This is a genomic window from Prevotella pallens (assembly GCF_900454935.1).
GTDB lineage: Bacteria > Bacteroidota > Bacteroidia > Bacteroidales > Bacteroidaceae > Prevotella > Prevotella pallens.
Window position 1 is genome coordinate 1,920,399 of sequence record NZ_UGTP01000001.1, and the last position, 24,678, is coordinate 1,945,076.

At 38.9% G+C, this 24,678-nt stretch carries 11 protein-coding genes, 1 pseudogene and 1 riboswitch; of the genes and pseudogenes, 5 read left to right on the plus strand and 7 right to left on the minus strand.

What is annotated here, in order from left to right; translation table 11 throughout:
- Nucleotides 1–31: 31 nt before the first annotated feature.
- The 6 genes from DX009_RS13530 to DX009_RS08110 form a co-directional block, all read right to left on the minus strand.
- Nucleotides 32–331 (minus strand): hypothetical protein, encoded by a 300-nt coding sequence (locus DX009_RS13530; protein WP_245944607.1) that lies wholly within the window; start codon nt 329–331, stop codon nt 32–34.
- 83 nt (nt 332–414) lie between these two features.
- Nucleotides 415–2,661, minus strand: a complete 2,247-nt coding sequence (locus DX009_RS08090; protein WP_245944608.1) for a DUF3943 domain-containing protein — start codon at nt 2,659–2,661, stop codon at nt 415–417.
- Nucleotides 2,662–3,332: 671 nt separating this feature from the next.
- A complete protein-coding gene (locus DX009_RS08095) occupies nt 3,333–4,370 on the minus strand; it encodes a SusF/SusE family outer membrane protein (protein WP_115083638.1) in 1,038 nt (345 codons plus the stop codon).
- A gap of 28 nt (nt 4,371–4,398) precedes the next feature.
- On the minus strand, nt 4,399–5,583 hold the full coding sequence (locus DX009_RS08100) for a SusF/SusE family outer membrane protein (protein ID WP_115083639.1): 1,185 nt from the start codon (nt 5,581–5,583) through the stop codon (nt 4,399–4,401).
- A 59-nt stretch (nt 5,584–5,642) separates the two neighbouring features.
- Complete coding sequence (locus DX009_RS08105; protein WP_115083640.1) at nt 5,643–7,277, minus strand: RagB/SusD family nutrient uptake outer membrane protein; 1,635 nt, start codon at nt 7,275–7,277, stop codon at nt 5,643–5,645.
- A 24-nt stretch (nt 7,278–7,301) separates the two neighbouring features.
- Nucleotides 7,302–10,382 carry a SusC/RagA family TonB-linked outer membrane protein gene (locus DX009_RS08110; protein ID WP_181792343.1) on the minus strand — a complete coding sequence of 1,027 codons (3,081 nt, stop codon included), beginning with the start codon at nt 10,380–10,382 and terminating at the stop codon, nt 7,302–7,304.
- Between the two features lie 302 nt (nt 10,383–10,684).
- Between DX009_RS08110 and DX009_RS08115 the strand changes: the two genes are divergently transcribed.
- The 5 genes and pseudogenes from DX009_RS08115 to DX009_RS08130 all read left to right on the plus strand — a co-directional run bounded on the left by DX009_RS08115 (nt 10,685) and on the right by DX009_RS08130 (nt 17,363).
- Nucleotides 10,685–11,707 carry a LacI family DNA-binding transcriptional regulator gene (locus DX009_RS08115; RefSeq protein ID WP_245944609.1) on the plus strand — a complete coding sequence of 341 codons (1,023 nt, stop codon included), beginning with the start codon at nt 10,685–10,687 and terminating at the stop codon, nt 11,705–11,707.
- A gap of 65 nt (nt 11,708–11,772) precedes the next feature.
- Entirely contained in the window at nt 11,773–13,110 is a 1,338-nt protein-coding gene (locus DX009_RS08120) for an SLC45 family MFS transporter (protein WP_006044310.1), read from the plus strand.
- A 672-nt stretch (nt 13,111–13,782) separates the two neighbouring features.
- Nucleotides 13,783–15,801, plus strand: a complete 2,019-nt coding sequence (locus DX009_RS08125) for an alpha-amylase family glycosyl hydrolase (protein WP_115083643.1) — start codon at nt 13,783–13,785, stop codon at nt 15,799–15,801.
- 653 nt (nt 15,802–16,454) lie between these two features.
- Nucleotides 16,455–16,502, plus strand: a pseudogene (locus DX009_RS13880) (hypothetical protein); the annotation flags it as partial.
- 6 nt (nt 16,503–16,508) lie between these two features.
- Entirely contained in the window at nt 16,509–17,363 is an 855-nt protein-coding gene (locus DX009_RS08130; RefSeq protein ID WP_115083347.1) for an IS256 family transposase, variant Zn-binding type, read from the plus strand.
- 794 nt (nt 17,364–18,157) lie between these two features.
- Here DX009_RS08130 and DX009_RS08135 read toward each other — a convergent pair.
- Complete coding sequence (locus DX009_RS08135; RefSeq protein WP_115083644.1) at nt 18,158–23,827, minus strand: DUF4465 domain-containing protein; 5,670 nt, start codon at nt 23,825–23,827, stop codon at nt 18,158–18,160.
- A gap of 202 nt (nt 23,828–24,029) precedes the next feature.
- A riboswitch (cobalamin riboswitch) is annotated at nt 24,030–24,215 on the minus strand.
- Nucleotides 24,216–24,678: the final 463 nt, after the last annotated feature.

Below are 24,678 nucleotides of genomic sequence, written 5' to 3' on the forward strand. Positions count from 1 at the left end.
GATTATATCACACTTCAGCGAAAGCAGCTTATTAGAAATGATAGGTTAAACCTAAATTCACTTCGAATGTCTCTGCGTGTACCTTTTTATATTCATAATATCGTGTATTTCTTATATAATAAGACCCTGCGAGCATTATGCTCATACGTTTATTAAAGTCGAATTCCCATATTGGATTGAGCACAAGTAAATCTGCATTTCCTTTATCGCCCTGTGCATTTAAATATAGTGGATCTATTGTCTCTAGTTTCTTTTTATCGTATCCTTTCCACGTATAAAGGTGATAAAAACTTGAGTGCATTATGAAGCGACCGAATTTATGGAATTCCATAAATGTTTTTGTTTTCACAGAAAATCCTGAGCCCATATTGTAATCTCTATCTATTACGTTGTAATAATCGCTTTTAGTACCACCTAATAGTATTCCTGAAAGAAGATACGTTGTTCCAATCTTGTTAAACCTCCCATATTTTGGAACGATATTATCATTCCTGGACCAATACTAGCAGCTTCCGAGATTCGATAAGGAGTTTGTTTACTTCCTTTTTTTACGGGATCTGAGTTGTAATAGTTAAAGAACTGGAACAAACCAAGTTGTGCTTTGAAGCTTTTACCACTAAAAACAGGTGTACCCCAAAGTCGTCCTAATATGTGAATAGCATTTATGAGTGGTTGCTCGCCTACTATTCCAAACATTGCTTCCAATGAAAAGAAGTCGTAAGGTTTAGTGGTCGCTTCGTTCAAAGGGTCGCCATATTCTAAGAATACATTCATAAAGGCATTATAATCTCCTCTAAACATTGCGCCATTATCAGCCAGATAGCGTATGCCTGAAGATATTGACAGGTCTATTGGCAGTGCTTCATAGTCGTGATATTTATGATATTGTCCTTTTATACGCCATGCTTTCCCTGTTATTAATCTATTGAAGCCTCCAATAGGGTTTACGAGTGTAGCGCCAAACTCTCTAAGAAACCTTTGGAATCCTCTACTACTATCGTCCAATAATAGATGCGAGATGCGGTGTGAAAGTTCTCCGAAACAAATACCACCCATTGTTGTTGCCATTACATCGTTTATAGCAGGTGGCTCAACCTCGCCCATAAACTCCCACATTAGTGAACCGCCTAAGGCATAAGGTAGTGATTGCCAGAACGAAAGATTGTTTGAGCGTGCTGCATTATAGTACAAACTTCCATGATAAGGATGTGCAAACTGATTAGTAGTAAACTTATCGTTATCCCATACAAAACCATTCTTAAAATTGTTACTTATACTTTTAAAATTTACTTTTGCAAATTTGTAGTGCAAAGCAAATCTATCTATACAGTGTACAAATGCATTAATTCCTATAACTTCTGTTACAGCAGTCCATGCTTTGCGATGTTCTTTCGGATCGTTATATGCAAATTGAATATTGTAACGATACAAGGTGGAATCGTTTTCGAGCAATTTTCTGTATCGTTCTGTCATCGTCTGCTCCGTAGTTCCTACAGTTCCCCCATACGATTGTGTCTTTTCAGGTCGAAAGTGCATCACCAGTCCTGCTTCTAAAAGCATTCTATTAGTATAGAGTTTGTTATTACCATAGTGGCGGGTTGTACCCCAACCTGTTGAAATAAAAGCACTTAACTTCTTATTAATGTGGTAATCTAAGTTTACACGTCCTTGCAATGCATACAGTCTATGTGGTTTGTTAGAGCTTTCTTTCTCGAATGTTTCAATGTGCGAAAAACCTATATCGCTACTCAATATCCATTTAGGCGATAGTTGTATATAGCGTCCTAAACGATAGGATAATGCTCCAGAAAAATCATCGTCTAACGATAGGTAGTGTGTTCCTACAGAAAATATCGAATAGGTTTTCTTATTTCTGAAACGCAGAGCCATATTTAGAAGTGTTGTGTTACTCCAATAAGACAATAAATCTATATTAGTATTGGGATCAATGTTCACAAAACCAATTTTTCGCGCCAAAGTATCGCGACTATAATTAATTATACCCAGCTGTAGGCCTTTAGGTTGTTGCAACGCAATGTTCACTAATCCAAGCTGCATTCCTCGTAGTGTATCTGCATAATTATAGCTTCCTAACTGTAAGCCCCGCATAGTCCTCGAGGTTATATTGGCTAATCCTGCAATTTGAACTCCTCCCTGCACCCCCATAGAAATATTAGTGAAAGCACTCAACTGTAGTCCTCGAAAATGCGATTCTGCTATATTTACAAATCCCGATAGTTGTACTCCATGTATTTTCCGTGCAATATTGATAATACCAGCTAATTGTAAACCTCGCATATTGCCTCCTGAAATATTCATTCCGAATGCCCCTAACACTCCATCAACACGTCCATTGCTAGCTGTTAGTAGTGTTGCCATACTAACACCTTTTAGTTTTCGTTCTGTTATACTACTTATCCCACCTAATTGAAATCCATTTAGCGTATCGGTGGCAGCTAATATTCCAAAATTAAGACTCTTCCATCGCATTGAGTCAGGTGTAATATGTCCTAAACCTATACCAAAATTCTTAAAATGACGTTGCTGTGGTTGTTCGTTTGTTTGCGCGTTTACAGATAGTATTATTACTGCAAACAAGAATATAATGCTTCCTATTCTTTTATCTATTTTAATGCTGTGAGATTGTATATTGAGTCTCATACGCTTATAAACAATTTACCATAAACTTACGATAGTGATACCTTTAGTTATGAAGTTTTGTGCAAAGATAATGAAAGAAATATAAAAAAACAAAGTATAAATAAAACTTTGATAGAATAATATAAAGGTATAGAAGCATTAGCGCATTGCTCTATTGCTATTCTATAGAATGCGAAGAGCGAAGATTGAGATTGTTAATGGCTAAGTATATATTATATTGATATAACCCTATATGTATTATTCATATACTACAGGCATATTCTTCGCATTCAAAGACGAATATTTTGCAAGTCAAATCAAGAAATATTCATTGGAACAGATATCTTTCAAGCGTCATAGAATTAAACTATAAAGGTTGATTTCTATTATGATATCTAATGTGCAACTAACAGATATCTGAAACGAATGCGACAGATATCTGAGACGAACGGGACAGATATCTGAGACGAATGCGACAGATATCTAAAACAAAAGTAGCTATATCTCACCAATTTTTATATACACTAGCAATGTTCTATTCGTTTTTTGAATAAGCAACTGTAGGTGTCTATAATTCAGGCTCCTATTTTTCACTGAACTAAAATAAAAATGAGCAAAAAAAAGAGGACGAACCATAAAAATGGTGCGTCCCCCAGTGAAATATAAACTTAAAAAGTATTAACCTAATAGGTTTACTCTGCTATTAGTTCTGCTTTTGTATTGCCATCGTACGATGGTGTTAGCTTAATGGTGTATGTACCTGCCTCTACTTTGAGGTTAGCACCATTTGTAGATGTTAGGTGGTTAAGGTCTGTACCACCCCAGCTTATGTTCCATTCGCCATTCGCACGGAACTTCATTTCACCGTTTACAAGTGTTACGTGTTGTACGCTCCAACTGTGCGATGCAGAATTGTAGGTCATATCAATATCATTCGTCCAACCACCAGTAGCATCGCCTATGATACTTATTTTAGTAATAGGTGTGAGCTTGTAAGAACGTGCTACCAAGTTTACTTCTACCTTATAGAAGCCATTAGGTTCAGTCATCGTTATATTATCGGCACCTGCATCTGTGCTAAAGTCCTTGCCGTAGTTTGTACCTCCCCAATTTGGTTGTGTAGAAAACTTAAAGCCATTTTGTGTAAGATACATATAGCCAAGATATTTGCCATCAAGATCTGAGCTGTAGAGAATATCCGAATGCTGCCATGAGTTTGCATCACCAGACATATAAAGATATTCTGATGCAAAAGTAGGTTTCTTTGGTATTATTGTTAAATCAACAGCACCAGCTTCTATGAGCGCAGCCTGGCTACCCTTTACGGCATTGACATATACGTACGCCAAGAAATTGCGTGCTTCCACGCGCTTGCCATAGTACTTCTCAATCATTGCCTGTACTTCTGCCGTGCTTGCCTTGCCGTCAATCGTGGTGCTGATGGTGGTAGGCGGTGCACCGTCGAGCATCGCCGGGTGGAGTTCTATGCGGGCGTTCCGCAAGGTGTAGCCTTCAGGAAGAGTAGCCGCAGAGAGTGTGAAAAGAGGCACCTCATCGCCTACAGTAGATAAGTCTTGTGTTGCCACAGCACTTGCCTTCATACCAGGAATAGTGATAGAACTTTCTTGTGAATATGCCTGAGGATTGCTCCAAGGTTCGTACTCGTCGCTGCAAGCCCCGAGAACGAGGCTTACAATTACGAGTGTGATATATAATGATAATTTCTTCATAACTGTATTCTATGATAATAAGTTGTTATTATTTTATTTCGCCAGTTTCTTTTGTGAAGTTCAAGTAGACCTTCTGCCCTACTGCACCTGCTACACGTGGTGTTTGGTCGCCACCATTGCCACGGTAAGCAATCTTCTTATCGTAGACAATGAATTCAGCCTTCCACCATTCGGTATTAGGAATCTTTACACAGATACGTACACCTGGATCGCTTCCTGAAGGACCACCAGACACTGCATTACCTATAGCAGGAGAAACAAACTCGCCATCGGCTGTTGTAGGAACAGAGAACAAGTTGTCTGGAATAAGGTCCCAACCACCAGCAGCAGTACATACACCTTGCAGATAAACATTAGGTTTGTTGAAGGTTACGTTGTACTTAATATCGCGACCTACTACGGTACATTCTACAATCATCAGGTACCAACCTGGTTTAGATGAACCAATGTTGCCATTGGCATTGATAATATCGGCAGCATTATCGCTTGCAGGGTTAATCGTAATCTTTTCGAAGCCAGCCTCTTTGTCGTTCCATGCTTTATCGCTATTAAACTTAACACCTGCACTGTTGCCTTCACCATCGAGGTAAACAAGATGCCAGAAAATGTTTGGAGAGCCATTTACAGGTATCATTTCCAAAGCATTGTCCCACGACCATTTATTGAAACTACCAACAAGATAGAGTTTCTCTGGTACAGTTACTGGAGGAAGTGAGAAAGCGAAATACACTTTGCTCAATTCAATAGTGTTAGATGTAATTGCAGTACCTTCAATCTCTTTGTTATCAGCCGTAGTTTGAACAGCCTTCACGCGAATATAAACAGGAGCCGTGAGAGGGAACTGATGTTCGCTCATGCCTTTTGCTAAATAAAGCTCGGTAAGTGTACTTGCCAACTCGGCAGCATCTACCTCTATCTTTGCTGTGATGTAAGAACCAGAAAGAGCTCTTGCATCAGACATATCGGCACTAGTCGCAACCTCTACTGTATATCTTGTTACTGCTGGATAGCCATAGTCAGGCTGTGAGCAAGTAAGTTCTATAGATTTAGAGTGCGTTAAATCGTAAACACCGTTAGCAGCAAGCGCTGGTGTATTTAAGTGGAAAGTAGTTGGAGACTTTACCACAGGGTTCTCGTCGTTGTCATCGCTGCAGGCTGTAAAGAAACAAACAGCACAAATGAGCAACAATGCAGACTTTAATATCTTTGTCATAATTCTTATCTTTTGAGTTTTGTTAGAGTTGAGGAGTGTCTCTCCTCAACTCGTATAATTTAATAACCAGGATTCTGTTTCAAGTTATAGTTTACAGTGAGATCGCTGTTTGGAATAGCGAAGACGTTACGTGTTGCAGCGAAGTTACGTCCGTTACGTTCGCCACCTTTCCAAGCCCAGTTATAGTTTGCATTACCACCAAACTTGTTGAAACGAATCAAGTCTACACGGCGACGACCTTCAAAGTAGAACTCTTTACACCATTCGTTGAGAATGTCGTTGAGTGTATAAGAACCAGTTGTTCGAGGTGCTGCATGAGCACGTGTGTGAAGTTGGTTGATAAGGTCTGTACCTTCAGTAGTAGTCTGACCACCATTCAATCGGGCAGTAGCTTCAGCGTATGTTAGATAAGCTTCAGCAACACGGAATAAGAAGAAATCGGTGTCTGCATAACGAAGGTCTTTTGCACTTGCGCCAGTAGAGTAGAAGTTGTTGAACTTAACAACTGCAAAGCCTTTTGTAAATACTGAGATATCAGCTGATGTGCTTTGTGTAATGGTTCTTCCTACACCATCGAACAGTGCGCGATCGTCTCCAGCTTCGCTTGGCATATTTGCTCCACTTACAGCTGGTGCATTGCTATTGGGGAAGAACTTATCGATAAGGTCTTTGCGAGCACGAACACCAGCCCAGTTGGCATTGTCGTATAGATTGCCACCAGCAGTACCATTACTATTTACAGATGCAGTTTTATCGTAGCAAGCATCAATCAAGAACACTGTTCCACCGTATGCAGCAGTATGCTTTCCATCTTGTAAAATAGGGAAAACAGCTTCAACAGATGCACCGTTTTCGCCATTATCGCCCATAAATAATTGTTGGTAAGCAGTCCAGCCGTTTACTGTAGCACCAGTGTAGAGATGATAAGGAGAATTAATTACCTGTTTAGCATAGTCTGCAGCCTTCTGCCATTGAGGTGTACCAGTATAAACCTCTGCGTTTAAGTATAGACGAGAGAGCAACATCCATACAGCAGCCTTATCTACACGACCGTAATCAGGATCAGAAGAAGTCTTAGCACGTGGAGTCATCAAGTCTGGTTCAATGGCTAAGAGTTCCTTTTCAATATAGTCGTACATTTGCTTACGTGAATGCTGTGGAGAAGGTTTAGCTGATACCTCTTCTGTGAAAGGAATATTTCCAAATGCGTCCATCAACAAATAGTAGTCGAGTGCACGAATAAAACGCACCTCTGCAGTCTTCTGTTTGTCTACATCGCCAAAGTTATTGAGATATTGGTTGCAAACAGTAACACCAAAATAAAGGCGATAGTAGAAACCTTTCAGCATAGGGTGAGAGCTACCATAGTTATTGAAGTTAAACTCAGGAATACCCTCATCTTGTGTCCAGTTACAGATAGCTTCATCGGTAGTAAGGTCGTTAGAGTTGAACAGCTGTCTAACGAAACCTGTTGTACCTCCATCAAGACCATCAATATCGCAATCGTCTTCAGGACCTTTGTTACCAGACAATGCGAAGTTTGCATAGCACTTGTTGAACAAATAGTCCGGATTAATCTTTGTTTGTAGATTTGGGTCGATTGGTGTAACGTCCAAATCCTTAACACAAGAGGTTAAGCTCAACGTAAATAGCAGTGCTGCTACTGGAGCTAATTTCTTTATATATCGTTTCATAGTTATTGAAATACTATTATATGATTAGAAGTTTAAATTAAGACCAACAATGAATGACATAGGACGTGGATAGAGATTATTATCAATACCACCAAATACTTCTGGGTCTATACCTTTATATTTAGTAAGTGTGAGTATATTAGAAGCTGTTCCATAAACACGTCCACTCAAACCATGCCAGCCACCAGTCTTAAAGAGATCAGCAAAGCTATAACCTAATGTAACGTTGTCGAGTTTTAAGAACGAAGCATTCTGTACCCAACGGTCTGAAAGAATAGCTGTGGTCTGACCTGTCTGCCAATTATCTTTAACTGAAGCTATAGGACGGTTTGACAAGAATTCTGATGATGCCCATATAGCTGCAGGAGAAATATTTGCTTGTCCAGCCATCAAATCGTTGAACACATAGTTACCTATATTTGCACGGAGAGAGAAACCTAAATCCCAATTCTTATACTCTAGACGAGAAGAAAGACCCATTGTAACAGGAGCCATTGGACTCTTATAGAAATACTTATCAGCCTCTGTAATTTTTCCATCACCGTTTCTGTCTACAACAGCACCTTCAACTGCTTTACCATTCTTATCGTAAATTTGTTGATAAACGTAGAAAGAAGAAGCTGGGTGTCCTACAGCGTGTGCCTGTGCATTAACGCCAGTACCTGCAGAAATTCCTCCTGTCGCAACAAAGAAATTAGGATCTTTACCACCTGTAAGGTCGGTTATTTCGTTCTTGTTGTATGTGAAGTTATAGTCGATAGTCCAATACCAGTCTTTGGTTTCGATTGCTCTCCAACGCAAAGCTACTTCAATACCAGTATTCTCTAATGAACCGATATTAGATGGAACTTGGTTACGGAAATTAGAACCAGCAGGAACAATTACTGTGTTCAAGAGGTCTGTAGTCTTACGATAATACCAATCAACACTACCACTGAGGCGTTGGTTGAGGATACCCCAATCAAGACCAACGTTGTAAGTTGTAGTTGTTTCCCAAGTCAAGTCCTTGTTTACAGCTTGTGGGCGAACAATTATACCTTCGCCTGTTACAGGATAATATCCATTCGTGCTATTTCCAGTCTGATAAATATCGAAGTAGTTATAGTCGCCAATACCTTCCTGCTGACCTGTCATACCCCAACCTAAGCGAAGTTTCAAATCACTTAACCACTTAATATCACGGAACTTATTTTCGTCTTTCATTTTCCAAGCGAATGCAAATGAAGGGAAGTAAGCCCAATGCTTTTTGAAGCGTGAAGAACCATCAGCACGGAATGTAGCTGTAAGATAATAACGGTCCATTAAACTCCAATTAGAACGCCCGAAGAATGACACAAGATAGTTTTCTGTAGGATATACATAGTCTTCCAAAACGCCGTCTTTGTTGTAGTCTTTACCACTATCGTAGTAGATTTGTCCAGCCTTTGAGTTTGTAGAAGGATAATATTGTATAGCACGACTCTTATCTTTTCTCCAGAAGTGTTGCCACTCATAACCTGCCATAATATCGAAGTGGTTCTTTGCAGCATCTTTAAAGTCATGGTAATACTGTGCGTATGTATTGAAAGTGAGGTTGCGTTTCAGCTGTTTGCTCCAACCATTGTAACCGTAATAAGGTTTTAATGGAGAAGATGGAGCAATATCAGTGTCTTGTTGTCCTTGTGCAATATCTGCGCCAGCAGTAACATGCAAACTTAAATCTTCAAAGCCGTGAACTTTATAGTCGAATTCTGCATTTGCAATAACATCGCGACTGCGAGAATGATCGTTCTTTAAATTTAATATAGCTACAGGATTCTTTGTTGCTAAAGTATTGAAAGTAGTTGGCCATGTAGGGTCATCACTTGCAGCAAGACCAACTCCACGCCATTCAAAATAGTTACCAAAGTTAGCTGCATCAGCTGAAGTATAATCGTAAATGCTTTGAGAAGGGTCGAAAGCTACAGCTGCACCGATAGCAGCGCCATCAGCAAAGCGATTCTTTGCAAACATACCTTTCACATTTAAGTTCATAGTCAAGTGATTATTCAAGAGCGATGGACTTAAGTTTACAGCTGCTGTATAACGTTCAAAATTAGAGGTCTTCAATATACCTTGATTATTTGTGTAGCCGGCAGAAATGCGGAAGGGCATATAATTATCCTTGTCGCCAACAGAACCTGTAACGGTAATATTATGGTCTTGTGCCCATGCTGTACGATAGATTTCGTTTTGCCAGTTAGTATTTGCAGTGCCAAGTGCAGCTACTTGCTTGCTTCCCGCACCAAACATATCAGTAATAAACTTACGATATTCATCTCCATTCATTACATCGATAGTTTTTCTCTTAATACTAGCAGTTACACTACCAGAGTATGAAACAGAAAGAGGTTGGTTTACACGTCCTTTCTTTGTGGTAATAATAATAACACCGTTAGAACCACGAGAACCATAGATTGCTGTTGCAGAAGCGTCTTTCAACACGTTGAAGCTTTCAATATCTTGTGGATTTACTAAAGAAAGAGGGTTAGACATACCTTTTATACCCGTATTATCCATAGCGACACCATCGATAACGATAAGCGGATCGTTAGATGCGCTTAACGATGAACCACCACGAATACGAATCTTTGCGCCACCACCAGGAGTACCGCCTTCACCTGTAACATTCACACCAGCCATCTTACCTTGCATCATATCCTGTGCATTTACTACGAGACCTTTGTTCTTTGTGTCGGGTTTCATTGCGAGAACCGAACCTGTAAGGTCGCTCTTCTTCACTGCACCGTAACCGATGACAACAACTTCTTGCATTTGTTGTGCATCTTCTGGCTGCATAACAACAACCATACCATTCTTTGCAGCAACTTGCTGCTTAATATATCCAATGTAAGAAATGGTTAGTTGAGTGCCTGGTGCTACATTCAGTTCGAAGTTTCCGTCGATATCCGTCTGCACACCTTCATGGGTTCCAGTAACTAGAACTGATGCGCTAATGATTGGTTCGCCAGAAGAATCTTTCACCATACCTTTGATAGTTGATTGCGCAAAGGCATTGATAGACAGGAATAGACCGAGCATAAGTGCCAGCATCCTGACAGGAGTTTTGCATTTTACCTGCTTCATCATTTTGTTGTTAAAGTATTAATATTGAGTAAATTTTATCCTTAATATAACCGCTATAATATCTTTTGTAATAGGACTATACGGTTTCTTTTCTTACCTTTGTATAGAACTTAGTTTTGCAAAGATAAGCTGTTAATTTTGTATTAGCACTTTTTGGTCGTTAAAAACATAAATTAAAAAGTGCAAACGTTTGCATCGTTAATATAGAAATAAATTCTTGACTTGTATCAAAGTATAATGTAAAAATATGTATTTTTGCCATAGAAATAAGAAAAAGAGAAAATAGGCTTCACGAATTGGCGATGAAAAAGAGTAATGTAACAATGAAAGATATAGCACGCGAATTGGGTGTTTCCGTTGCTACTGTATCGCGTGCACTAAAGGATAGCCCACGCATTTCGGCAGAAAAGCGGGAAGAGATAAAGCGTTATGCGCGTGAACAAAACTTTACTCCTAATCTTATTGCAGAAGCTCTGCGCAAAAGCAAAGTGCAACCGTTGAAGGTTATTGGCGTTATAGTGCCTCAATTTACACACTTTTATTTTTCGTCTATATTAGCAGGAATTGAAGAAGAAGCCTCTACGCGTGGCTATCAGCTTATGGTTGCGCAAAGCAACGAGAGCTACGAACGAGAAGTAAAGATATGTAAATCGTTTTACGAAAATAAGGTTTGTGGCGTAATTGTATCACAAGCTAAGAATACAACCAAGTTCGATCACTTCCAGTTTCTTGTAGATCAGCATATACCATTGGTATTCTACGACCGTGTAAGCATTGGTGTTAATGCTAGCCGTGTGGTTATTGACGATTATATGGGAGCATTCTCTGCCGTAAATCACCTTATTAATACTGGTTGCAGACGCATTGCCTATTACGGTTTGTCTATGAATTTGGAAATAGGAAAGAACCGCTATAACGGCTATCGCGATGCTTTGCTGAAGCATGGCATACAACCAGATGAGCAATTAATAAGAATGTGCGATAATCGTAGCGATGCGGAATCGATTACTCCCGACCTCTTGAACTTTCAAAACCCGCCTGATGCTTTTTTTGCTGTAAACGATGAAACTGCGCTTGGCATACTTTATTCGTGCAAACGCTTGGGATATCGCATTCCTGAAGATATTTCCATCTGTGGATTTACAAATGGTATACGTGCTGTATCGTGCGACCCTATGCTCACTACTGTAGAACAACGGGGCTTACGTGTAGGAGAAGAGGCTGCAAGCATATTGATAGATAAGGCGGAAGGCTCGTTACCGCTTGACACTGTAGAAAAGCGTATTGTGCGGACCAGACTTATTATTAGAGGAACTACACGATAAATGGAATTTACAATTTAAATATATAAATCAACTATCAACAAATAGCAACTAACACACTTTAAACTATGAATAATGAATTAAAGACTCGTCCAAACAAAAGTTTCTGGCAACTATGGAATCTTAGTTTTGGTTTTTTTGGTGTTCAAATAGCCTACTCTTTACAGAGTGCTAACATTTCGCGTATATTTGCTACATTAGGTGCCGACCCACATAGCTTAAGCTATTTTTGGATTTTGCCTCCACTGATGGGTATTCTTGTGCAACCGATTGTAGGGACTTTATCTGACAAAACTTGGACTCGCTTTGGTCGTCGCATACCTTATTTATTTATAGGTGCCTTTATTGCAGTTCTTGTTATGTGCCTGCTGCCTAATGCTGGTTCGTTTGGTATGGCTGTATCAACGGCTATGATATTCGGTTTAATATCGCTTATGTTTTTAGATACAAGCATTAATATGGCGATGCAACCATTTAAAATGCTTGTGGGCGACGAGGTTAATGAAAAACAAAAGGGATTGGCTTACTCCATACAAAGTTTTCTTTGCAACGCTGGTTCGCTGGTTGGTTATGTTTTTCCATATTTGTTTAGTGCCATTGGTATATCTATTAAAGCACCTAAGGGTGTTGTGCCAGACTCTGTAATTTATTCGTTCTATGTTGGTGCAGCTATTCTTATACTATGTGTGCTCTATACCACTTTAAAGGTTAAGGAGATGCCACCAAAAGAATACGCAGAATATCACAACTTAAAAACAGAAGAGAATGAAACGAAAAGCAATTGGATTCATCTGCTGAAAAATGCGCCTTCTACATTCTGGACGGTTGGATTAGTGCAATTTTTCTCTTGGTTTGCATTCTTATTTATGTGGACTTATACAACAGGAACGGTTGCTGCTAACTGTTTCGGAGTAGACATGAGTGCAAGCAATGCTTCGGCAACATTAAAATATCAGCAAGCTGGCGATTGGGTAGGAATATTGTTTGCCATACAAGCAATAGGCTCCGTACTTTGGGCAGTGGTGTTGCCTATGTTTAAAAATCGCAAGTTTGCATACGGTTTCTCTCTCTTCTTAGGTGGTGTGGGATTTGTTATGACTTCGTTTGTCCACGACCAATATATTATGTTTATTCCATTCGTTCTTATTGGTTGTGCCTGGGCTGCCATACTTTCAATGCCGTTCACCTTTGTAACCAATGCACTGGAAGGCTATGGACACATGGGTGCTTATCTTGGCTTATTTAATGGAACCATCTGTATACCACAAATTATTGCTGCTGCTTTGGGTGGAGTTATATTACAACTTGTAGGCTCTAACCAAAGCGATATGATGATTGTTGCTGGCGGTGCGCTCGTTGCTGGTGCGCTATCTGTATCTATTATTAAAGACAAACAAAGGGCTTAGTTTGTGTAAATAAAAATTTGTAGAACGTATAGACCACATAGAGTTCTTACATACTATAGACACTTTATAGTATATATGAATTCTATGTGGTTTTTATGTTTCTTAAGAAAATATACTATTCATAGAGCATCAGTAGTATATAGGTGGGAAGATTATTGGTTCTGCCCATTGTTTAATAGAAGCCAGAAAAAAAACATTGCTTATGTATATAAAAAATCTGTGATATATAGTTGCTTTTGTTTTAGATATCTGTAACGATCGTTTCAGATATCTGTAACGTTCGTCTCAGATATCTGTCAGTTGCGCTTTAGATATCTGTAATTTGCATATCATATATCACAGCAAGTTTCAGCATTTATAGCTCTCTACTATAACACATTAACAACAATATTTTTACTATTATGTACGCACACCAAATTCACCGTACCAAATAGCCTGGCTTACATACAAATACTACCACAAGAGACGTTTTTGTCTGTCGTTGCAACAGTTCCTAATTATCATTCCACCAATATATATCTATTCAAGAAGCAACAAGCAAACAAGGCATTTGCAAACGTTTGCAACAATATTAATACTTATTCTATGTCAAGTTGAAACACAACTCAAAATAAGTCAGTACATTTGCAAACATACAAACAGTTAGAACTAAAACAAATCAAAATCATCATTATGAAACGAATATCTACTCTGTTTTCACTTCTCTGCATAGCAGTAACAATGTTTGCACAAGGCTGGAAAGCCAACTATGGAGGCGTAATGCTGCAAGGCTTCTATTGGGATTCGTATCAAGATTCGAAATGGACAAACCTTGAAACACAAGCAAAAGACCTTGCCGCATACTTCAATCTTGTATGGCTACCACAAAGTGCACAAGCACGTAATACGCCATCTATGGGATACGACGACTACTATTGGTTTAGCAACTATAATAGTTCCTTTGGCAACGAGGCAGAACTATTAAGCCTTATTGGTACATTTAAAGCCAACGGCATAAATACTATAGCCGATGTGGTGATAAACCATAGAGCAACCACTGCAGGTTGGTTCGACTTTCCAACTGAAACCTACAACAACGTTACGTACACAATGACATCGGAAGATGTTGCCAAAAACGACGATGGTGGAAAAGCATTAACAGAAGCACAGAAAGAGGGAGTGCAACTTAGTTCCAACTTAGACTCAGGCGAAGATTGGGACGGTATGCGCGATCTTGACCATAATAGCATAAACGTACAAAACACTGTGAAAGCCTATCTGCAAATGCTGAAAGACAAATTTGGCTATGCCGGTTTCCGATACGATATGGTAAAAGGCTATGCTGGTAAGTTCACAGCACTATACAATAAGGCTTCGCAGCCAGAGTTTTCGGTGGGCGAATATTGGGACGGAGATATAAACAAAGTGAAAGCATGGATAGAAAGCACCAAACTAGATGGCGTTCCAACCAGTGCTGCTTTCGACTTTCCATTGCGTTATACAGTTCGCGATGCCGTAAACAATGGCAATTGGGCTGCACTCGACGGTGTGGGTCTGGCAAAAGAAGCCAACTACGCACGCTATGCTATAACTTTTGTAGAAAACCATGACACCGAAGACCGTGGTGGCAATAATCATCAAGACCCTATCAAGAAAGATACATTAGCAGCAAATGCCTACATTCTTGCAATGCCTGGTACGCCATGCATATTCCTAAAGCACTATAAAGCATATAAAAACGATATTAAGAATATGATTAGCGTACGCAAGCTCATAGGCATTAACAACGAAAGCAAGGCAGTGAAATACAGCAACGGAACCGACTTTTATGCATTTACCACCACAGGAACAAACGGTGCAATGCTAACCGTAGTTGGTCCTGCCAAGAGTTTCACAAACACAAATAGGTGGGAGAAGCTAACAGGAGGATACCATTGGGCATACTACGTAGAAAAGAATAAAGCAAACATTGTATGGGCTAATTTAGCAAGCGGTACTTACGATGGCGAACAAAACGTAACACTAACCAAAATAAGCAACAATGCTAATGCACAAATTGTGTACACCACCGATGGCACCGAACCAACAGCAAATAGCAAAAAAGCAACCAATGGGCAGCAACTAACAATTCCGGTAGGTATAACCGTTCTGAAAGTAGGCTTACTTGTAGATGGAACGGTGAAGAATATAATTACGCGCAACTATAACATCATAGACTTTAAACCTTATAATATAAAGGTATATGTGAATGCCGACAATGCAGGCACAGCGTGGGCAAGTGCACAAACCACAAATGTCCACCCATCTATAAACTTTTGGATATGGGGTGGCACACACACAACAGTGAAAGGTACGTGGCCAGGCGATGCCATAACAACTATAGAAACAGTAGACGGTAAAAAGTGGCTAACAAAAGAGTTTCTTATAACAACCTCTAACGATGCCGTAAACTTTGTGTTCAGTGTTGGTACAGGTACGCCACAAACTGTAGATATAGAAAACATAAAGACAACCACCTTTATTAATATATCGAGCGAAAAGACAGACACAAAGCACAAAGTAAATGTAGTTACAACAAACATAGAAAACATAGTAAGTAAGCATACAGCCAATCCAAATACTTACTATTACACAATTTCTGGTCAGCGCATAACGAAGCCAACTCAGTCAGGCATCTATATTCACAACGGCAAGAAAGTTCTAATAAAATAGAATACTAATAGTATGAAAACCTTGTGGCGGCTCTACCAAAAATATGTAGAGTCGCCCTTCTGTTTATATCTGGTTGGAATATAACAATTAGATGTAATGACATTCGACAGACTGATACCTCACAAGCTTTAGTAATAGACCTTTGGTAGGCTGCTTATTCTAGCCATCAAATATCTATTATGCCCAAATATAGTAACATACAGTTATAGACTAAAGGACATAATTTTTTCTATTTAGCGAAATGCCTGTATATTAGTATACCTATTATTGGCGTAAAGCATACACATAGCGCTAAATAGAACAACTTTACAATCCATGGTTCACCATGTGTAAAGAACGGCATCAGCACAAGCGATATTAAAAAGAAAAGTATTACACAAAATATATCCATTGTCAAAACATTTACTTCAAGCAAATATAAACCCTTATCTTTGCAGTACTAATTTTTAAAGCATTCACAATAAGGATAATTCCGTTGTGAGAACATCAGGTTGCCTCGTCCTATAAAACGGGGCTTTTTTATGCTCGTGTCTTAGCTATTACCTATTATATGTATATTTTGGCGTAATGGACATTTGGTAGGCTGAAAGCTCACGGAACGCTTTTATTTACTACCTTTGCAGCATTTGAAAACCTATGAATAAAAAAACTGTATATTCTGCAACAGCTCAAATGTTAAAAAGAATGGGCATCGACGTTCTGTTCAGATGTATTCCTGCAAGGATTGTGGTAGACAATTTCAAGGTGGTCTGCGTATAAATAATATTTCTCTATGGAACGACTATCTGACGGCAAATCGAACGATATCTGATCTATCCACTCTTTATAAATGTTCAGAACGAACCATACGACGTAGGTTAAGTTTAGTGGTGGATAGTTTTACTGCTACTTACCCCAAATCTGCAGTAATAATAATAGATACGACTTACTTTTCCAAGACATTTGGCGTGATGCTTTTCCAGGACGCATCATCAGGTAAAATACTTTATCGCAAGTTTGTTAAGAACGAAACTAATAAGGATTATCTTGATGGACTTCGGTATATTGCGAAGCGTGGAACTACAATAAAAGCAGTGGTATGTGATGGACACATGGGACTTTTACAAGCTATAAGTTTCTGTCCCGTACAAATGTGTCAGTTCCACCAATTCCAGATAGTTAGAAGGCTTCTTACTAACAATCCACATTTACCTGCAGGCGTTGAACTATTAACTTTAATGAGAAGTATGTTCTCTTTGGGAAAAGAAGAGTTTATAACAGCTTTTGAGAAATGGTGTGAACAATGGAAAGAGTTTCTAGACGAACGAACTCTTCTAATCTCTGGCAAGACGACCTATACACATAGAAGACTGAGAACTGCAAGACGTTCTGTTAAGACTCATCTTAAATGGCTCTATACGTATGAGGATTATACAGAATTACAAATTCCTAATACAACAAATCTATTGGAAGGATTTAACTCACAGCTTAAAAGGGCACTACATAATCATAATGGATTGAATGAAGCTAACAAGAAGAAGTTTATAGATGGATTCATAAATACAAAAAGTAGGCTGGAATGATCAGCCTACCAAATGTCCATTACTAAAACACGTGAGGTTTTCAGCCTACCAAATGTCCATTACGCCTATATTTTAGATTAGGGATATTTAGCTTGAGATACTTTATAATGTTTTCTTACCAGCTTTCTTTATAGCTTTTATAGTTGTGTGTAGCTCACTACTATTGCGGTATAAAGTGTTGCAATATGCGCAACAATACCATAAGACATACTAAGTTCTTAATAAATTTTCGAAGATTAAACAAGTATGCACACCACTTTCGTAGAAAGAAAATGTATTAGTTTACAGGGGGAATAAAAACAGATATCTAAAACACGCACGACAGATATCTGAGACGAACGCGACAGATATCTGAAACGAACACGACAGATATCTGAAACTTTATGCTCGTATTTAGAAGAAAACAACAACACATTACACGCAACAAAAAAGATGTAATATTGGCAAAGAAAGTTGGTTAATGAATATCTAATATTGATAGAATTAAGCTAAGTTATTCATTAGAGCATAATACAATTTATATATTGCTTGTATTATTCTTTTATTCAGTTCTCACCCTCTTGGCAGTCTTCTTAATTGCTTTTCTACCTTACTTTAGCCTGCTATGCCTTCGTTACAAAGTTTATCAATTTGTTCTATAATAAAAACAAAAATTTGCTGAGTAGCTAACGGACTAATTGTAATTATCTATGGTTTATAATGGGTGTTAAGCACACTTCGTCGTAAACTAAAATGGGCTGGACTCCTATGTGCGGAATCCAGCCCAAATAATATTTGTATAGCAGTGTTGTGCTTTACTTCACAAGAATACTTTTCGTTGTTTTCTTGTTGCCAGCAATAACCTTAACTATATATAAACCTTTGGCGGTGCTTGGCATACGAACTGCATTGTTTGCTGTTCCTTCTGCTTTACCTACCAACATACCCGATGTTGAGTATACTTCTACACTGTAGTTATCGGCTGCACTATTCACTACAATTTCGCCATTCTGAACACTAACAGTTGCATTGCTGTTGTCTTCGGCAAGTGTACTAATGCCAGAAGTGTAAGTTACAGGAATGTTTACATACTGTGTTTTTCCTGCTTGTGTCATACTTACAACAACAGAGAAGCTTTCGTTAGTTTCGCCCTTAATGGTAAGCTTACCTGTAGCTTCGTCTATAGTAACTTGCGCCTTAGTGGTGCTTGGTACGAGTTCTACAACAGCATACTTAATGGTGGCATTGCTACCATCAGGTGTAAAGTTAGCAGAAACGTCTACGGGTTGGTTCTGTGCTGCAATAGCAGTACCCATCTTTTCGTTGCGTGTACCATTAAAGTTGTCGAAAGCAAAGTAAGCAGGTGTGGTTAGTCCATAATTGTTTTTCTTTGTTCCTTCCATCTTGAACGATACCGATTTCACTTCGCCCAACGAGCTAAGATCTACCCACTGCCATGTATCCACAATGTAGCGGTCGGCTTCTTTCTCTGCACGATAGTCGGCAAGATAGTATTCTACCTGTTTCTTTGTACCATCGGCTCTCTTACCTATCACAATAAGTTTAAAGTAATCGCCCTTCTGGAAGGCACCAGACATAGAATCCCCATTCTTTATAGAACTATACGCATAAGGTGTATTCGTAATATAGAAACCGCGAATACTATCGCCATTTTCTTTATTCAGAACATCAATAGTACCTGGCTGCGGATATACAACACCATAGTTTTCAGAGTTATCGTAACCTTTACCAACTACATTGCGCCATTGGTCTTGTAAACCAACAAATGTTGTTGCAGTTTGGTTAGAATACATACAATCGTAATAGTAACTATATTTATCGTCTGCTCCATTATGGAACTTATACGAACCACTTAAGAAATAGCCACAACCCTTGCTGCCGTTCCAATAGCTTTCGCTGTCTAAGTAAAGGTTCTCAAGCGTTGCTGTTACAGCCTTGCCCTTTACAATTACATCACAAACAGCCTTTGCAGTCTTACCATTCTTGTCTACCACCTCTACAGTGTATTGGTCGCACTGAGTAGGAACAACGTTGGTTTCTACCTTCTGACGTTTACCATTATACCATGTTATGGTGTAAGGTTCGGTTCCACTGGTAACTGTAGCTTTCAAGTTTGCAGGTTGTCCTGCTTCTACAGTTATATTCTCTGTAGTAACTACAGGTTCTGGTATAGGTGTTGGTTTTGTAACTGTGAATGGTTGTGTAGCTTCAACCTTACTATCGCCACCACGCGTACCTTCGTAAACAATGTATACCACATAAGTCTCGTCCTTTGTTAAGTTAGTAAGCGCATGCAGAGTTTCGGTGTCTTTGCTTACAGAGATAGCAGTACCATTGCTCTTAACATCGTCTACAGAAGGAGCCTCTTCGGTTTGTTTCTTTACAAGAATATAAGCCTTACCATTTTCGTCTGCCTTTATTTTCACATCGGCAGAGTTGTCGGTAATGTTCACAACTTCAGGATAACCAGCTACCGATTTAGGTATTAGAACTTCAGAAGAGAACTCGTAGGCACCCATTGTTGGGTGGTCAGCGTTGCGTTGCTTGTTGTTGATATCAGTCTTAGCATAGTCAAGCAACACTGTGTTTACCAAATGTCCTACTTCTTTTGGTTCTAACACTTCGGTATTTAAGAATTCAACCTTATCGTTGTAGCTGTTTGCTTCTTTAGAAGCAGTCTTCCAATCGTTAAAGTTGGCATATTTAGTTGTACCGTATGTGGCAAATACTTCACCAGTTGTATAGGCATCGTTTCTTAAGAACTTAATAGCATCAATAGCATCCTTTCCATTGATAGAATAGACATAACCACCAGCCTCGTTCTGAAGAATATTCTGAGTAACCACAACATTAGTTGCATTGGTTGGTAGTTGCAACAATGTAGCTTCTTTAGCTGTACCACGGAATAAAATGGTATTGTGTGCGAAATTAATGTTCGATGATGGTTCTCTACTATCGAGCATAATACCATACGACCTGTTGTTGCTTGTCTCGTTTATGATAGAGTTATTAACAACAGTTGCAGGCGTTGTCGCATCAGCCACAATAGAACGAATATCAATAGCACCAGAATACTTTTTAGTCTTTAAGTATATATTGTTCTGTTCTATCTTAACTTGTCCATTAGAAGTTATATCGATAGCTTTAAATTCGGCTTTATCGCTTTCTGTATTGATAATAGTGTTACCAATAATCTCGGCGTTATCTTCTTTACTAACATAGATAGCGAAGCTACCATTATTCTTAAATGTGTTGTTAAGAACCTTTCCACCTACTTCCTTTGGTAACGCTACATAGCTAGTACCACCTAAGTTAATACCTTGCTGTCCACCTTCCAGAATAGAGCCCTTCAATGTGAAGTAGTCGTTGTTCTTATTGGCTTCGTTAAGTGCATACATATTAACAAGCACTATCTTGCTTTGATAGTCAGTAGTCATTTTAGCATGAATGTAGCAATCTTCCACAGTTACATGTCGGCTCTGGTTACGAACGTGAACAACTGATGGGTATTTTACATTTCCATCTATTGTAACATCAACACCACGCAGAGTAGTATAGGTTGCACCATCAAAAGTAAATACACCTATCTCTTTTGCCATCTTATCATCAGAGTAACCATTCGCATCATACTTATCGTTGTGAATCTTAACATCAGAGTACTTACCAGTAGACGAAGTAATGGTTAATGTGTTATTTGCCGACATACCAGCAATTGCAGGTACAAGTACATTTTCTTTGTAATCGCCTGGCTGAATACTGATAGTTACAGGACCGTCAATACCATCGTGCAATGCATCAATAGCAGCCTGTATGGTCTTATATTCCTTATCTATACCAACTTCCAATGTTCCGTTCTTACCAGCCTTAATTGTAGTAGTGGCAGTAACTGCAGATACTGGAGTTTCTGTTTTAACATTGGTTACAATTGAAGTAAGTTCTGCCGAAGCTTTATCGCCTGTGTTTGCAGTAGTAGCAAGATCGTAAGCTATCCAGAAATGGTATATACCACGATCTCCGATTGTGTAATTTCCAGTAACTTCGTAAGGACTTGTTGTAGTTTGTCCGAAGAGATTAACTGGTGAGAAAGCATCTACTTGTCCGGTTGCATACACCTTTACATTCTTAACAATAGTACCATCTGTTGCTGTTACATTAAACTTCTTAATATCTACAGTACCATAGTCGCCTGTTGCTTCTACGTCTACACGCATCATAGCGAAATCGGTAGTACCTTTCAGGCTTTTTTCTGTTGCAACGCTTTCTGTCTTAACAGAAGCTACGGCAAGTTCAGAGAGTTTAACGCTGCTAACTTCTATTGCAAAGCCATCGCTTGCATAAGTTGTGGTATAACGAATAGTGAGTTTACCATCTGTAGATTTTGTAGTAACTTGTTCTAACTTATCATAACGACTAAACTCAAGGTCTGCTTTATCTTTCTTCTCACCACCATAATATATATACATTCTATTACGACCGGCTACGTCCCATTGTTTAGCTACGAGCTTAATACCATAGCCTGGACTTGCAGGAGCAAATGTTATTGTTCCATCAAAATCTTTTGTTTCTTTTCCATTAGCGCCGCCATCATCGTAGAACATTAACGAACTACCATTTGCGATAACCTTTGTTGCATTCTCACCATTGTGGAACACAACAATGTTCTTTATAACACGTTCGCCTGTAGGATCTCCATCAGTAATATTTTGCTTTGCTGCACCGAAGTCGAGTGTAGTAAGTGCTGCATCGAGTTTTGTATCAGCTTCAGCATCTTCTTTTGTATCGTAGCGTACACGCAACCAATTGTTTCCTTCTACAAGTGCAAGTGGTTCAGTAAACTGAATGTCGAGTGTATTATTTGTACCTAAATTGGTAACGGTTGCAACTACCTTCGCGGAGTTTGTTGCAGCTTCATTATCGCCTGTGCTCAACACTGTTACCTTGTTTATTGCAGTCTTTGAATCTTTAAGGTTTAGTGTTATGCCGTGTAGTTTTAGTTCGCCTTGATCTCCTTCTGCTTTAACATTAAAGCTGATAATATCTAAATCTTTAGCACCAGCTGCAGCAACATCGGTTGAAAGTTGATTTACAACAGCCTCTTTGAACGCTAGTGGTTTACTTTCGTATTCGGTTACTTCTGCTTCGAAGCCATCGCCTGTGTAAGGAGATGCATTGGTCTTAGGATTAAAAACTACTGTCAAAGCACCATCGGTAGCCGTTGAACGTAGAATCTTCTTAGGACCTACTGATGCCGCCTCATGACTATCGAGTTTCCAAAGTAGTGTTCCTGTCTTATCGTGTCCGCTATAAACTGCAAATTCGGCACGAACACCATAAGTTGTACTACTTGAATACATAATATCGAAACGAGAGAAGTCTATCTGTATTTTCTTACCCGTATGAATTGGTAAGAATGTCATAGTACGTTCGTCTGTTGAACCTTCGTAGCGTTTGCTATAAGCGCTCGAATTTTTAGTTTTAAAAGTAAGTTTGTTGTTTACTGTTCGTGTATTGTTGCCTGCTACAAACTCTACAATGTTTTTTACAGTTCTATCTCCATTTGGGTCGCCATTAGCAACTGCGTGTGTACCATCGCTAAGAGTGGCACTCACAAGGGCTGCATCTATCTTTTGTCCTTCTTCTGCTGTTGCATTTATATCGTAAGTTAGCCAGAACCAGTTGTCGCCTTCAAAGAGTGTAGTTGCTTGTGTGGTAATTTCGAATTCATCGTTATTCACATCTACATCGCCTATCTTCGTTGCTGAAGTAAACTTGTCTGATGCTTTTGTTGAGTAGAGTGTGGCGTGGGATATTTGTGCCTGCGTACCATTGGTTTTAAACTTAAAGCTAGTGGTTGTAAGCGGATTTAGAGTTTCTATAGCTTTAATGTTAAAACTAAGTATCTGCTGTCCCTTATCGCCTGCACACACAGTACCGTCAGTGAACTGCTTTACATCGAAGCCATTCACCTTCATTTGTTGTGGTGTGAACTGTGAAACGATGGCTTCCCAACCATCTCTCTTCATTTCATAATCGTTCTCGAAGACGATAGTGAGTGCACCATCATCGGCTGTAGACCTTACAATGCCTGTTTCTTTCTGCGTGAAAGTTTTTAGCAAGTTTGCTGGTTTAGCTTCTTTTCCACTATATACCTTTACAAACTGACTATTCGCTCCGGCTAATGTAGACTTAAAAATGTCCATCTTAGTGAAGTTCACCATTACTTTCTTCGCATTATCAGCTGGTACAAACGTAATTTCGCTAACACGTTTCACTGTACCAGTCCGAGGAGTAGTTTGCCCTGTAGGTCCTCCCTCGTCATAGAACTTAATACTATTGTCGCCAACAGTAATTGTTTGTTTAGTGTCCGATATATTAATCTCTGTAGGCGTGCTCTGTGCCATTGTGGGCGTAGATACTGCCGACAGTGCCATAAATACCGACACTAATAGTAATTTTGTGTTCATAAATACTATATAATTAATTAAAAATCTCTTTTACCTGTTTAGCTATAATCATTTACATTCTGCACACTATAGCATACATAGCATACAGATATGCTTTTCAGCTTTTTTACAAACACTCTATAGCGTATGCTCTGAGCCGAAATAATTGGTGTGTTATAATAATATATTGTTTTCTACTTCTCAACCTAACCCACAGAATCTTTATAGAAGTATCGCAATGGCAGGTCTTCTGACTTATCGTCTGATCACAAACACCTTCCCAGATAATATCTACCCAGTGGTATCTGTTTGTGTCTACAACGACGACTTACAGCAGCTGGACTGTTCAGGTCTCTCACCTGATTCTCTATTAATCGCTAATGCGAACCTAATTGCGGGTGCAAAGATAGTAATAAAAGATTAAATAAAATAAAAAAAAACAAGATATTATTGATAAAAGTTTGACACGCTATATCCTGGCTCAATATAGAAGATGTAGAATGTCTTTGAAAAAGTGAGCGAATGTAATAATTTCCGTTATTATATGCCACAATATACAACAAACTATTTGGCAACATATTATTGTGCACACGCCTATAATAGCACTAAAATTGAAACATTGCAGAATGAAAGTTTACCTCAGCTTCATCTAAAAAAACAACTTTCAGCCATTATAACATAACCTCATAAAGGTTCTAATTTGCTATGACGTCTAAAACGCAACTGACAGATATCTAAGACGAACGTGACAGATATCTGAGACGAACGTGACAGATATCTAAAACAAAAGCTACTAACATTTGGCTGTTTTTTCTAAACATCAGAGAAAGTTATTCCATTTGCAAATACCTGCAAACACAGTTTACAAATGT

Coding starts and splice junctions, on each gene's coding strand:
- DX009_RS13530 (WP_245944607.1), bottom strand. CDS start 331: ATGGAATTCCATAAATTCGGTCGCTTCATAATGCACTCAAGTTTTTAT.
- DX009_RS08090 (WP_245944608.1), bottom strand. CDS start 2,661: ATGAGACTCAATATACAATCTCACAGCATTAAAATAGATAAAAGAATA.
- DX009_RS08095 (WP_115083638.1), bottom strand. CDS start 4,370: ATGAAGAAATTATCATTATATATCACACTCGTAATTGTAAGCCTCGTT.
- DX009_RS08100 (WP_115083639.1), bottom strand. CDS start 5,583: ATGACAAAGATATTAAAGTCTGCATTGTTGCTCATTTGTGCTGTTTGT.
- DX009_RS08105 (WP_115083640.1), bottom strand. CDS start 7,277: ATGAAACGATATATAAAGAAATTAGCTCCAGTAGCAGCACTGCTATTT.
- DX009_RS08110 (WP_181792343.1), bottom strand. CDS start 10,382: ATGAAGCAGGTAAAATGCAAAACTCCTGTCAGGATGCTGGCACTTATG.
- DX009_RS08115 (WP_245944609.1), top strand. CDS start 10,685: ATGAAAAAGAGTAATGTAACAATGAAAGATATAGCACGCGAATTGGGT.
- DX009_RS08120 (WP_006044310.1), top strand. CDS start 11,773: ATGAATAATGAATTAAAGACTCGTCCAAACAAAAGTTTCTGGCAACTA.
- DX009_RS08125 (WP_115083643.1), top strand. CDS start 13,783: ATGAAACGAATATCTACTCTGTTTTCACTTCTCTGCATAGCAGTAACA.
- DX009_RS08130 (WP_115083347.1), top strand. CDS start 16,509: ATGTATTCCTGCAAGGATTGTGGTAGACAATTTCAAGGTGGTCTGCGT.
- DX009_RS08135 (WP_115083644.1), bottom strand. CDS start 23,827: ATGAACACAAAATTACTATTAGTGTCGGTATTTATGGCACTGTCGGCA.